At 66.6% G+C, this 13,331-nt stretch carries 10 protein-coding genes; 6 read left to right on the top strand and 4 right to left on the bottom strand.

Annotated features, from left to right (window positions below):
• Nucleotides 1–86 precede the first annotated feature (86 nt).
• The 4 genes from NR193_RS31840 to NR193_RS31855 all read right to left on the bottom strand — a co-directional run bounded on the left by NR193_RS31840 (nucleotide 87) and on the right by NR193_RS31855 (nucleotide 5,732).
• Nucleotides 87–1,601, bottom strand: a complete 1,515-nt coding sequence (locus NR193_RS31840; RefSeq protein WP_256754631.1) for a pyridoxal-dependent decarboxylase — start codon at nucleotides 1,599–1,601, stop codon at nucleotides 87–89.
• On the bottom strand, nucleotides 1,601–3,139 hold the full coding sequence (locus tag NR193_RS31845) for a hypothetical protein (RefSeq protein WP_256754632.1): 1,539 nt from the start codon (nucleotides 3,137–3,139) through the stop codon (nucleotides 1,601–1,603). The genes NR193_RS31840 and NR193_RS31845 overlap by 1 nt, the downstream gene beginning before the upstream one ends.
• A 37-nt stretch (nucleotides 3,140–3,176) precedes the next feature.
• Nucleotides 3,177–4,880, bottom strand: coding sequence for a RimK family alpha-L-glutamate ligase (locus tag NR193_RS31850; RefSeq protein WP_256754633.1), 1,704 nt, complete (start codon nucleotides 4,878–4,880; stop codon nucleotides 3,177–3,179).
• Nucleotides 4,881–5,102: 222 nt separating this feature from the next.
• Nucleotides 5,103–5,732: a TetR/AcrR family transcriptional regulator gene (locus NR193_RS31855; RefSeq protein WP_256754634.1), complete on the bottom strand. Its 630-nt coding sequence runs from the start codon at nucleotides 5,730–5,732 to the stop codon at nucleotides 5,103–5,105.
• Nucleotides 5,733–6,014: 282 nt separating this feature from the next.
• Between NR193_RS31855 and NR193_RS31860 the strand changes: the two genes are divergently transcribed.
• The 6 genes from NR193_RS31860 to NR193_RS31885 all read left to right on the top strand — a co-directional run.
• Complete coding sequence (locus NR193_RS31860) at nucleotides 6,015–6,512, top strand: (2Fe-2S)-binding protein (protein WP_256754635.1); 498 nt, start codon at nucleotides 6,015–6,017, stop codon at nucleotides 6,510–6,512.
• Nucleotides 6,509–7,567 (top strand): xanthine dehydrogenase family protein subunit M, encoded by a 1,059-nt coding sequence (locus NR193_RS31865; RefSeq protein WP_256754636.1) that lies wholly within the window; start codon nucleotides 6,509–6,511, stop codon nucleotides 7,565–7,567. The genes NR193_RS31860 and NR193_RS31865 overlap by 4 nt, the downstream gene beginning before the upstream one ends.
• Nucleotides 7,557–9,815: a xanthine dehydrogenase family protein molybdopterin-binding subunit gene (locus NR193_RS31870; protein WP_256754637.1), complete on the top strand. Its 2,259-nt coding sequence runs from the start codon at nucleotides 7,557–7,559 to the stop codon at nucleotides 9,813–9,815. The genes NR193_RS31865 and NR193_RS31870 overlap by 11 nt, the downstream gene beginning before the upstream one ends.
• Nucleotides 9,816–10,053: 238 nt before the next feature.
• Nucleotides 10,054–10,533: a (2Fe-2S)-binding protein gene (locus tag NR193_RS31875; protein ID WP_256754638.1), complete on the top strand. Its 480-nt coding sequence runs from the start codon at nucleotides 10,054–10,056 to the stop codon at nucleotides 10,531–10,533.
• Complete coding sequence (locus tag NR193_RS31880; RefSeq protein WP_256754639.1) at nucleotides 10,530–11,513, top strand: xanthine dehydrogenase family protein subunit M; 984 nt, start codon at nucleotides 10,530–10,532, stop codon at nucleotides 11,511–11,513. Before NR193_RS31875 ends, NR193_RS31880 begins: the two co-directional genes overlap by 4 nt.
• Nucleotides 11,510–13,331, top strand: a 1,822-nt coding sequence (locus NR193_RS31885; protein WP_256754640.1) for a xanthine dehydrogenase family protein molybdopterin-binding subunit, incomplete at its 3' end; no start/stop codon positions are given. The genes NR193_RS31880 and NR193_RS31885, both read left to right, overlap by 4 nt.

The following is a 13,331-nucleotide window of genomic DNA, read 5'->3' on the forward strand; positions in this document are numbered from 1 at the left end:
GCGGGCCTGTCAGTCACGTGAAATGTGAGGAACTTAACAACTGCTCGCATTCAGTTGCAAGCGCGGTGTGCCGAGCCGCCCTGCTGTCACGAGCGGACAGGCCGAATTGCCGGTTCAGGGGACGAAGCTGGAGGAAGGCCGCCATCGGCCAGGTACCGGTTGAGCGTATCCATGAACGCGTCGATGTCGGCCACCGTCGTGCGATGGTTGACGATAGCGCAGCGCACGACCAGCTCGCCGTTGATGATTGTCCACGAAGGCGCGGCCAGGCCTGATTCCTGGAGATCCAGAACCAGGTTGCGGACAAACTCGGGGTCCGCCCCGCGAATGCCGAAACAGACGATGTTGAGCGCCACGGGCGCCTTCAATTCAAAGGCCGGATGGCGTTGCAGGGCTTCGGCGAGATGGCGTGCTAGCATGCATGTGTAAGCGATCGAGCCGCCGATACGATCCGTCCCAAGCGCTTCGATCGTCATCCATGTTTTCAAGGCGCGGAACCCGCGCGACAGGTCGGGGCCGAGATCGCAAGGCCAGGTTTCTCCGGCGGCAAGCCCACGATTCGCCCGCTGCAGATAGGCGGCCGGCTGCGCGAACGCGCGCTTGTGGGCATCGCCATCGCGCACCAGAAGGAAACCGGCATCGTAGGGAACCTGGCCCCCTTTGTGGAAGTCGAGCGCCACCGATGCCGACTTTTCGATGCCCTTGAACAATCCGCGCAAGGCATCGGACAGCACGGCGAGCGCACCGATCGCGCCATCGACATGGAACCAGAGCTTTTCCCTGGAAGCGATTTCGGCGATGTCGGCCAGCGGATCGATGGCCCCGGTGTTCACCGTTCCCGCGGTGCCGACGACCAGAAACGGCAGGAACCCCTCGGCGCGGTCCTGTTCAATCGCCGCACACAACGCGCCAGGCAGCATCCTTCCGGCATCGTCGGCCGCGATGGTCCGCAGATTTGCCGATCCGATGCCGGACAGCTGCATTGCCTGCGCGATGCAGGAATGCGCCTCGGTGGACGTATAGGCGACCAGCTGGCGGTCGCAGTCGCGCAGGCCGGTCTCGCGGACGGACTGGCCCAGTGCCTTGGTCTTGGCGATCGTCAGCGCGACGAAGTTTGCCATCGAGGATCCGGTGAGGAACAGGCCGCTCGCGCCACGGGGGTAGCCGAGCGCCTCGCTCATCCAGCGTACGATCTGCTGTTCGACCACGAGGCCGGCATGGTCGCGGCCGCCGCAATTCATGTTCAGGCCGCTCGCGACGATTTCCGCCACCATGCCGATCGGCGTGCCAGCGCCGTGAACCCAACCCATGAACGAGGGATGCAGATTGCCGGTTGCGAACGGCATGATGTGCGTGCGCATATCATCCACGACATCGCCGAGGTCGCGCGGTTGGTGCGGCAGCGGCCGGGCAAACCTCGCGCGCGTTTCATCGGTCGGCCGCTGCCATACCGGTCTTTGCCGGATGGTTTCGATGTGGGTGATCATGTCGTCCAGCAAGCCATGCGCGGTCTTGCGGAACTGATCCCAGTCGGCTGGATCGAGGCTGGTCTCGGCCGCACTGTCGGCAGCCGGGTCGCTCTGCTCGGTGGATCGCGGCATCAGCTATCTCGTAGATGGCGCAGGACCACGGACAATTTCTGGAAGAAAACGTCGAGCCTCGATTCTATCGGAGCGAACGCCTGCTGCAGCGACTGGCCGGCCGACATTCGCGTCGAAACGCCGATCACATCGGGAGCGGAGGCGGCAACACGCAGCACCGTGCGCGAACCCAGGCGCACGGCCTGCCCGATATGGCAGATCGGGCCTCCGTTGAGACCGCGCATCGACGCCTGGACAGCCTGGCATTCCTCGAACGACGCGAAAGCGCCGGCGCCGTTCGTGACGGTCAGCGGGACCATGGCGCGGGAACCAAGATGGTCGCCTTCATCGTCCTGATGCAGGGAAATACCGTCCACGGCGTCGATGCGAGACCGCACAAGGCGGACGAACTCTTCCTTGACGAGGCTTTGCCGGGCCTCGTCGATCCCGGCATAGCGATCGAGATGGGCGAGCGCCGCGACCCAGCGCAAACCCAGCCCCAAATTCAATTCCGACTTGAACGCGAAGCTCATCCGCTGGCGAAGGGCCGCCGGCCAGTCTTGCGCCGCGGTGTATTCCGCCAGGCCCGCCGGGATATCGGACCTCGCCGCAAGCTCCTCGGCCAGTGCCGGGGGGATGAGAAGCGCGCCGGAAAAGGGCGGGCCGGCGATGAACTTGGAGCCGGTCAAGGCCACCACGAAGCCATCCGCCAGATCCTGCCCCAGCCGCGCAATCGAGCCGCGGAACTGGCAGGCATCGACGATCACCCGCACCCGTCCGGGGGCAAGCGCCGCGACATGGCGCGCGGCCTGCCGCGTTACCGCCGGCAACCCGGTTTTCGACGCATCGAGCACGTGGACGAGGACATCGCGATCCCGTCTCAATTCCAGCTCGACGGCGGCGATGATCTCGGCATCGATTTCATGCTGATGGCGGGGCTCGCCGGTCTCGTTGCGGATAGCGATGGTGCGCACTTCGATACGATCCGGCGGCAGGCCTTCAAGCGGCGCGCCAGCCTCGACGGCGCCGCCGAGCGCCGTCAGATCCGAGTAGTGGCGCCCCGCCGCCGCCCGTGGAACGCCATTCCCCGTTTCGTCGGGCGCGACAAGCACATTGGTCAAGGGGCGCCTGGAGACACCGGCGACCATGCAGAGCGCGAGAAGCTCCGCATCCGTTCCCGAGGCCGCGAGAACGATTTGGGCGCCCGCACAGCCAAGATTGCCGGCGATCCGGTCGCGAATGTCGGCGAACCATTGATCAGTCGCGACAGGGGAAGGCGAAGCGATATCCATGAGGCGCGCCAGTTCGGCCCCGGCCGCCTGAAAACCCTCGCGCGAGATATTGCTTGCCGTCGTCGACGAGAACGAGATTTCATCGTCGGCCGGCGTTGCGCGCGTTCCGTAGCGGTTGCGCCGCGTGATCGCGTCCGGCCAGATGCGCCTGTCGCCACCCGTGCCGAGCAGGAAGGAAACGGAGGCCGGGGAACGGCGGTCCAGGCCCTCCGTGTCCGGGACCGGGCTCGCCGGCACCTGCAGGATCCCGCGCTGAGTTGCAGGCATGATGGTCTCCGTGGTCAGGGCTGCGGTAGCGAGGCGATCAAAGCGGTTCATTGGCCGCCACGGCACCGGCCAGGTAGGAGATCTGGATGTCATGGCTGATCAGCGGTTGCAGATCGCTCGCCCGCTGCGTGAATTCCAACCCGCACCGGTCGACATAGGCACGATCGACGCGTTCGCAGAAACCCGGATCGATGATCTTCTCGCCATCCCAGAAAACGGCGTGGCCGGTGTTGGGAACGGTCGGCGACACCACCCCTATGATCGCGGGCTTGGCCCACAGCATGTAGATGCTGCTCAGGAGGACGAAACCGCATTTGTTGGCAACGCCGCGCATGATCGAATGACTCATCGGGCCGCCGAGCGGATAGGACGGATCGCAGCCTCGCGCGATGTCCTCGATCTCCTCGTAGGTTCGGCCCGTGAGCATCGCCAGGGCACAAACCAGGCAGTCGTCATGGGTCCGCTGGTAGACGGCTGGTTTTCCGGTATGGGCGCATTCGGTCGTCGGCGCTGTCCGCGCCACGCGCCGCGCCAGCGCGTCTTCGAATGCCGCGAAGAGCTTGCGCATGGCGCCCTTCTTGTAGGGAAAGATGCTCTCCCAATCCATGGAATGGACGATCATCGCCACATCAGCCTCGAACACCAGCAGGCGGCCGTCGGCGAGTTCGGCACAATCGATGGCGAAGTAGTCCAACCCGAGGCGTCGATGCAGCGCATCGAAGGAACGCGCGTGGCGCACCGCGAAATCGCTGTCGAAATTGGCCATCCACAACGCTTCCTCGGCACGCCTGTCTTCGTGCTGGGTCATGCCGGCGTTGAGATAATGGACCATCCAGTGCTCGGAAACCGCGAGGTGGCTGGCGTAGGGTCGCCCGTTGATGAAGGCGACGCGTTGCTTGCGGAATTTGCCGTCCGTCCCGCTGTAGTCGATGAAGGGCGTGACGTAGAATTCGGTATCGGCGTGCGAAGCCAGATAGGCCGATAGCTCCGATCGCGTGGCGATCTTCTCCATTCCCTTGCCGGCATGCGTGCCGAGCGGGCGGACAATCACTGGAAACGCCTTCGCCACCTGGATCGCGTCGACCTCGATCTCCCCGGACGCCAGTTTCTCGAGCACGGTCCGGTCGACGCGCGCAGCGGCAGGCGCAAGGATCGAGGGTTCGTCCTTCAGCGCTTCGGCGACGCCGTCCCTGGACAGCGCCATGATGAGGCGCGGCGCGTTGTTCATGATCGGGCCGGTCCAGTCGCGCAGCAGCCGGTCGAGGTTTGCCAGCACGGCCAGATTTTCGGCGGACTCGCCAACAGCCACGAAGGCGACATCGTGCTCGGGAACATCCGCGAGGTCCGTCGTGTCGGCGTCGACATAGTAGAGCAGCAGGTTCGCGTCGGAGTGCTCGAGCAGGAATTCGATCGGCGTGTTGGCCATGAAGTCGCCGGCCGTCATGAACACAAGCACGTTCGGTCCCGTACCGCGTCCGTTGCGTATCAGATACTTGCGGCTGATCTCGAGCGCGGCCTTCTGGCTGAGCGCCGCCTTGTCTTCCTCGCCGATCGCATGAAGCAGGATCGACACATCCAGAAACGCCGCGGCATCCGTGATATCGGCCGAAATGCGCCCGAACAGCGTGTCCCACAAGGGAGAAATATCGCGCCCCTCGAAGACAGCCCGCACGATGGGCGCCTTGCCCATGATGAGATTCGGTTCGTCGAGGGCCTCGATTTGAACTGCCGCGCTTTTCAAGCCCTCAAGCCTTCCGTCACGCGGTGGTTACGGCCGGTTCAGCCTCCACGCCGCTTGCACGATGTGCGGCGCCACTCTGGCTCCCGGCGCTTGTGCGAGCCTTGTGGCGTCCCGCTGCGCAAGTCGGAAGATTCGCGGCTGGGAAGATCACAGGCGCAAGTGCGGATCGGACTCTGCGTGGTTTCGGTGGTTTCGCGGTCGCGGAAGGCTATGTCGCTTCCTTCACTCGCCAGCCCTCGCCGAGGTCCCCGCCCCGAACCGCAACCCGTCCATCAAGAGCTTCACCAGCCGGCGCGAGCGGTCGCGCCATTCCGGGGTGTCGGGCGCCGAATAGATGCCGGACAGCGCGTGCAGCACGTCGGAGGCGTCGACGTCGCCGCGGATGGTGCCGTCGGCCACTGCTGCGTCAACCAGTTGCCGCAGGGCCTGCGATACCCTTCCCGACGTGTCGGAAAACAGCGTCGAATTGGTGGTGAGCAGGATGCGCAGGCTGGTCGCCAGGCCGCGCTTGGTGGCGATGTAGTCGACGAAGCGCTGCATCCACTGTTCCAGCGCGACATCGGACGGATGTTTTTCGGCGAGTTCGCCGGCGGCCGCGCACAGCCCTTCCGCCTCGCGCCGGTAGACCACCTCGACCAGATGCTCGCGCGTCGGAAAATGCCGGTAGAGCGTGCCGATGCCGACGCCGGCGCGGCGCGCGACCTCTTCCAGCGAGGCATCGATGCCGCGCTCGGCAAAGACGACGGCAGCCACCTCGACCAGCCGGTCGCGGTTGCGCTGCGCATCGGCGCGCAGCCGCTTGGCGTCCGCGGCATCGGTCTTCCGTCCAGCGCTGGATGGCTCTGCGGCCAATTTCTTTCTCCACGTCGTGTCTAGGGCTTGAACCCGGCCGGGTCAGCCCCCACGTAATAAACGGAGGCGCCTCCGCTTTAGTGGAGCACCTTTATCATATAATCAGGGGAACCGGTATGTCACGTCTTTCAAACCTGCAAGCCGACATCTCCCCTGCCCGCCTGTCTCACGCGAGATTCGCTGTCACTTCCGCCAGTACCTGACCATAAGGGTACCTTGCCCTTCGCCGGCAAGGCACCAGTTCCCTTCCATCCGCGTCAAGCAAACTGGAGCCAGACGCCCATGACCAGCCTTCCCATCACCCTCACCATCAACGGACACCGACACGAACTGGAGGTCGATCCCCGCGTAACCCTGCTCGACCTGCTGCGCGAGCGGCTTGATCTCACCGGCACCAAGAAGGGCTGCGACCGCGGCCAGTGCGGCGCCTGCACGGTGCTGGTCGACGGCAAGCGCATCAACTCCTGCCTGTCGCTGGCGGTCAGCCATGACGGCGCCAATGTCATGACCATCGAAGGCGTCGCCCGTGGTGAAGAGCTGCATCCGGTGCAGGCCGCCTTCATCGCCCATGACGGCTTCCAGTGCGGGTTCTGCACACCCGGCCAGATCATGAGCACGCTCGGCCTGATCGCCGAAGGACAGGCCGGCGACGATCCCGAACGCATCCGCGAGGGGCTGAGCGGCAACATATGCCGCTGCGCGGCCTATGGCGGCATCGTCGAGGCCGTCCTGGAAGCCCAGCAGCAGCTTGCCAAGGCAGACCGGAGGACCGCGGCATGAGAGACTTCGATTACATCAGGCCCGCCACCATCCCTGACGCTATCGCGGCGGCGGCCGAACCTGGTTCGGCCTATCTCGCCGGCGGCACCAATCTGCTCGACCTGATGAAGGGCGGCATCACCAGCCCCGAGCGCATCGTCGACATCTCGCGGCTGCCGGAGCTCAACCGCATCGAGCGGCTCGACGATGGCGGCCTGCGCATCGGCGCGCTGGTCCGCAACGCCGATCTCGCCCACGACGCGGCGTTCGCCAAGGCCTATCCGGCGGTGGCCGAAGCGCTGCTGTCGGGCGCCTCGGCGCAACTTCGCAACGCCGCCACCGTCGGCGGCAATCTCCTGCAGCGCACGCGCTGCAGCTATTTTTACGACACCGCCAGCGCCTGCAACAAGCGCGAGCCCGGCGCCGGCTGCGCGGCACTTGGCGGCGAAAACCGCCTTCACGCCGTGCTTGGCTGGAGCGATGCCTGCATTGCCACCCATCCGTCGGACTTCTGCGTGCCGCTGGTGGCGCTCGACGCCGTGGTCGAGATCGAGGGCAAGGCGGGTCGGCGCCACGTCACGCTGGCGGAATTCCACCGGCTTCCCGGCGACACGCCGCAGCGGGAGAATGCGCTGGAGCCTGGCGACCTGATCGTGGCGGTGCGGCTGCCGGCGGAGGCTGCCTCCTTCGCCGCCAATGCCCGTTACCTAAAGGTGCGCGAACGCACCTCCTATGCCTTCGCGGTCGTCTCGGCAGCCGCGGCACTCGTCGTCGACGGCGGCAAGATCCGCGCCGCAAGGCTGGCATTGGGTGGCGTCGCGGCCAAGCCATGGCGGGCGCGGTCGGCGGAAGCCGTCCTGCTCGGCGCCGATGCTAACGAGGCGACCTTCGCCAGCGCTGCCGATGCCGCTTTGGCCGACGCCAGTCCCTCAGGCGACAATGCTTTCAAGATCGAGCTTGCCCGCCGCATCGTGGTCAGGGCGCTGATGTCCGCTTTGGCGGGAACGCCCGAGCGGCTGCCGGCCCTCCCTGCCTCCCCGTTCTCGAACATTCCCGGAGCGCGCCATGACGCTTGAACTCAGCCTCAACCAGCAACCCGCCCATGCCCGGCAGGGCTCCAGCATCGGCCAGCCGCTGACCCGCCGCGATGGCTTCCTGAAAGTCACCGGTGCGGCCCGCTACGCGGCCGACAACCATCCGCCCGGCATGCTCTATGCCGTGTTGGCCGTCAGCAGCATCGCGCGCGGCCGCGTCGCCTCGCTGGATATCGAGGCGGCCAAGGCGCATGCGGGCGTGGTCGAGGTGATGACGCCCACGAACCGGCCGGCGCTCGCCGCCGACCCGGACGCCAAGGACCATCCCTTCATGTTCCGGCTCGACCTGCTGCAGAACGATCAGGTCCGCTACCCCAACCAGACCATCGCCGTAGTGATCGCAGAGACGCTTGAGGCGGCGACCGAAGGGGCGGCGCTGCTGTCGCCGCGCTATGAAGCACTGCCGGCGCGCGTCGGTCTCGACGACGCCGAAAGCTTCGTGCCGCGTGGTGTCGGCGTCGGCGGTCCGGCGGTGCAGCACAAGGGCGATAGCGAGGCCGGCCTCAAATCGGCAAGGACGCGGATCGAGGCCACCTACGAGACGCCGGCCCAGTACCACAACGCCATGGAGCCGCACGCGATCGTCGCCGCGTGGGATGGCGACCGGCTGTCGATCGACACGCCGAGCCAGGGCCTGGCCATGGCGCAGGGCCGCATCGCCGGTCTGTTCGGCATCGCGCCGCAAAACATCCATATCCGCAGCCCCTTCCTCGGCGGCGGCTTCGGTTCGAAAGGGATGATTTCCGGGCCGCAGGTGCTGGGCATCCTGGCGGCGCGTCTCGTTGGCCGTCCCGTCAAGCTGGTGCTGCGGCGCGAGCAGATGTACGGGCCGGTCGGCCATCGCGCGCCGACGCGCCAGACCTTGCGTATGGGCATGGATAACGAGGGGCGGCTGACCGCCATCCACCATCATGCCAAGACCGCGTCGAGCACGTTCGACGATTTCTTCGAACCGGCGGCGGACGCCTCGCACACGCTTTATGCCAGCCCCGCCATCACCACGTCGCACGAGGCGGTGCGGCTCGACACCGGAACGCCGCTGTTCATGCGGGCGCCAGGCGAAGCCACCGGCTCGATCGCGCTGGAAAGCGCCATCGATGAGGCGGCTCACGCCTGCGGCATGGACCCGCTGGAATTCCGGCTGAGGAACTATGCCGAGGTCGAGCCGATGACCGGCAAGCCGTTTTCCTCCAAGGCGCTGCGCGAGTGCTACAGACAGGCCGCCGAGGCGTTTGGCTGGGCGAGCCGCCCGCTTCAGCCGCGGCTGATGCGCGACGCCGACGGTTTCCTCACCGGCTGGGGCATGGGCACGGCGACCTTCCCCGCCATCATGTTCCAGGCCGAGGCGCGGGCCGTGCTGAAGGCCGATGGCAGCGGCCTGATGGAGACTGGCGCCCAGGACATGGGGCAAGGCGCCTGGACCGCCTTTGCCCAGATCGCCGCCGACGGCCTGGGGCTCGACATCGACCAGGTCGATTTCAGGGCCGGCAGCTCCGACCTGCCCAATGCGGGCATTGCCGGCGGCTCCGGTCACACGGCGACGGCCGGCATGGCGATCCACAATGCGGGTGCCGCCGTCATCGCCAGGCTCGCCGATCTCGCCACCGGCCATGAAGCCTCGCCGCTGTTCGGCGCCGGCAACGAAGGCGTGCTGGCACGCGGCGGCCGCCTGTATCGCCGCGACGATGAAAGCCGCAGTGAAAGCTATGCCGAGATTCTTGCGCGCGCCGGCCTCACCGAGATCGAAGGCCGTGGCAAGGGCGCTCCGGATCCGGCATCGCAGGAGACCTACGCCAAGCACGCGCATGGCGCCGTCTTCGCCGAGGTCAAGGTCGATCCCGATTTCGGCCAGATCCGCGTCACAAGACTGGTCGGCGCGTTTGCCGCCGGACGGGTCATCAATCCGCGGCTGGTGCGCAGCCAGTATTATGGCGGCATGATCTGGGGCGTCTCCTTCGCGCTGCACGAGGAAGCCATCACCGACCGGCACTCGGGCCGGATCCAGAACGCCAACCTCGCCGAATACCATGTCCCGGTGAATGCCGACGTACCGTCGGTCGAGGCGCTGCTGGTCCACGAGGACGATCCTTACGTCAACGCGCTCGGCATCAAGGGCGTTGGCGAAATCGGCATCACCGGCACCGCCGGCGCTGTCGCCAATGCGGTCTGGCACGCAACCGGCGTGCGGCCCCGGCGCTTTCCGATCCGCATCGAGGACCTGCTGGGGTGAGGAGTGGTGCGCCTAGCGGACGGGAAGCCAACTGCCTGGCTTCCCGAACGACGAACGGGGAAGACCCGGTCCGCCTTCGGGCGGATCAAAAGGTCCAGTGGACCTTTTCAAGGGGCTGAACGCCCGAAGAGCAGAGAGCGAAAGCGACGGGCCGGACAGCTGGCGCTAGACCGCCGGCTGCCCCCCTGCCCAAAATAGATCAATCCCACCAGCGTCAAGCAACTGGAGCCCGACGCCCATGACGAAAACAACGATCCCTGTTCATCTCGACATCAACGGCAACCATCACGAACTGGAGCTCGAGCCGCGCGTCACTTTGCTCGACGCCTTGCGCGACCGGCTCGGCCTGACCGGCACCAAGAAGGGCTGCGACCACGGCCAGTGCGGCGCCTGCACCCTGCATGTCGACGGTGAGCGCGTGCTGGCTTGTCTGACGCTGGCCGCTCAAGCCCAGGGCCGCGCCATCACCACCATAGAGGGGCTTGCACGGGAGGGCGAACTGCATCCCGTGCAGGCTGCCTTCCTCGAGCAGGACGCCTTCCAGTGCGGCTATTGCACATCAGGCCAGATCATGTCGGCGGTGGCCTGCATCCGCGAGGGCCATGCCGGCTCGGATGAAGAGATCCGCGAATACATGGCCGGCAATCTCTGCCGTTGCGGCGCCTATCCGCACATTGTCGCCGCTGTCCGCCAGGCCGCCTTGGAGGTCGCATCATGAGGGATTTTTCGTACCTGCGCGCCGCTTCAGTCGATGCGGCACGCGAGGCAGCCGCCCTGCCCGGCGCCATGCTGCTGGCCGGCGGCACCACGCTGATCGATCTCGCCAAATGCGGCGTTGCCGAGCCCGACACGCTGGTCGACATCACCTATCTCGAGGGGCTGGACCGGATCGACGTGAACGAGCGCGGCGCCACCATCGGCGCGCTGGCCAAAATGCGCCATGTCGCCGATCACGCCGACATCAAGAGCCGCTTCCCCGCCGTCTCGGAAGCGCTGTGGCAGGCGGCTTCCGCGCAGATCCGCAACATGGCGACCATGGGCGGCAACCTGATGCAGCGCACCCGCTGCCCCTATTTCCGCGATCCCTCGAATTTCCCCGCCTGCAACAAGCGGGAACCCGGCTCGGGCTGTTCGGCGATCGGCGGCGTCACGAAGGGACACGCCGTGCTCGGCACCGGTGAGGCCTGCATCGCCATGTATCCCGGCGATCTCGCCGTGGCCCTGGTCGCCTTCGACGCGGTCGTCCATCTCGGCGAGCGCCGGGTTTTGGTCGACGATTTTTTCCTGTTGCCCGGCACCACGCCCGACAGGGAACACGCCATCGAACCGGGCGAGATGATCACCGCGATCGAGATCCCCGGCTCCGCGGCCGCCCGCCGTTCGACCTACCTCAAGGTCCGCGACCGGCAATCCTACGAGTTTGCCGCGGCGAGTGCGGCCGTCGGCATCGAGTTCGAGGCTGACGGGCGCACCATCCGCGACCTGCGGGTGGCGCTCGGTGGCGTCGCGACAAAACCGTGGCGGGCGCGGGCCGTGGAAGCAGCGCTGAAAGGCAAGGTGCTGGAGCTGGATGCTGTTCGCGCGGCCAGCCTGCTCGCCGTCGAAGGCGCCGTCGACCATGGCGCCAACCACTACAAGATCGAGCTCGCGCCCCGCGTCGCAGCCAGGGCCATCCTCAAATTGGGAGAGACGGCATGACCGTTCACACAAGATATGGCGATGCTTCGGATGGCGTGACGGCGGAAGCCGTCGGCGGCCGCCTGTCGCGCGTCGACGGCCCGGCCAAGATCACCGGTGCCGCGAAATATGCCGTCGAGCAGCAACTCGACGGGCTTGCCTACGCCGTGCTGGTCGAAAGCACGATTGCATCGGGCAAGGTGCGCGCGATCGACACGACAGCCGCCGAGGCAGCACCTGGCGTGCTGCAGGTGCTGACGCCCGACACCATCATCAGCCTCAGGACCGCATCGGACTGGTTCGGCACGCCGCCGCCGGACAAACCCTATTGCCCGCTGGCGCGCGACATCACCTTCAGTGGTCAGCATATCGCTGCAGTGGTGGCGGAAACCTTCGAGCAGGCGGTCGCCGCGGCTGCCCTGGTCAAGGTCAGTTACGACGAGACGCAGGCCATCGTCGACCTCAGCGACGGCAAGGCCGGCGACGGCATTCCGGTCGATGCCATGACCAAGGAATGGGGCGACGCACAAGCCGCTTTCGCCTCTGCCCCGGTCCGGGTCTGCGCCGCCTACAACACGCCGCGCGAATACCAGGCGCCGATGGAGCCGCATGGCTTGATCGCGCGCTGGGAAGGCGACCAGTTGACCGTATGGGAGCCGAGCCAGTGGCTGGACGGCATGGCGCGCACCTATGCCGAATGGTTCGGCGTGCCGTTCGAGAATGTCCGGCTGGTCTCGCCCTATATTGGTGGCGGTTTCGGCTCCAAGGCGCTGGCGCTGAGCCATGGCGCGGTGGCGGCATGTGCCGCCAAAATGCTCGGCCGGCCGGTGCGGCTGGTGATGACGCGCCCGCAAACCTTCACCGGCTATGGCGGCCGCGCCGCGACGCGGCAGACGGTGGCGCTCGGCGCCGACCACGACGGCCGCATCCAGTCGATCGTGCATCGCGGCGTCAACGAGACCTCAATGGACGGCATGTGGGTCGAGCCGCTCGGGTCGGTCACCTCGATCATGTACGCGACGCCGAATTTCTCCTCCAAGCAGAATGTCGTGCGGGTGAATTCGGTGGTGCCGGGTGCCATGCGCGCCCCGGGCGAAAACCCCTCGGCTTTCGGCATCGAGAGCGCCATCGACGAGCTCGCTTACGAGGTTGGCATCGATCCGCTGGAGATCCGGCTGCGGAACTACGCCGAACAGGACCCCCATGCCAAAAAAGCCTGGTCGACCAGGCAGTTGCGCGAGGCTTTTGCCATGGGCGCCGAACGCTTCGGCTGGGCCAGGCGCACGCCCGAACCGCGCTCGATGCGCGACGACAACCAGCTGATCGGCTGGGGTGTCGCCGCCGGCACCTATCCGGTGCGGCGCGCCTATGGCGAGGCGATCGTGCGCATCCTCGCCGACGGCTCGGTCGAGGTCGAGAGCTCCTCGATCGACATGGGCCAGGGCACCTACACCATCCTGGCGCAGACCGCCGCCGAGACGGTCGGCGTGCCGGCCGAAACTGTCGTGGTCAAACTGGGCGACTCCCGCTTTCCCCGCGCCGGCGTCACCGGCGGCTCGCGGCTGGCCGGCGTGATGACCGGCGCCGTCTACAAGGCGGCGACCTCCGCGCTCGACCAGCTGGTCGGGCTGGCGATCAGCGACCCGCGCTCGCCCTTCCACGCGCTGCAGGCCAACACTTTGGTCGTCGCCAACGGCCGTATCGCCTCGCCGCGCGGTGACGGCCCCGATCTCTCCATCGCCGAACTGCTCAAAAGTGTCGGCCGCGACCACATCGAGGCCACCGGCGACACCATGCCGGCCAACTCGACAGCACAGGATCGCTACAAGAACTACACCA

The sequence above is a fragment of the Mesorhizobium sp. Mes31 genome (assembly GCF_024519675.1).
Lineage (GTDB): Bacteria > Pseudomonadota > Alphaproteobacteria > Rhizobiales > Rhizobiaceae > Mesorhizobium.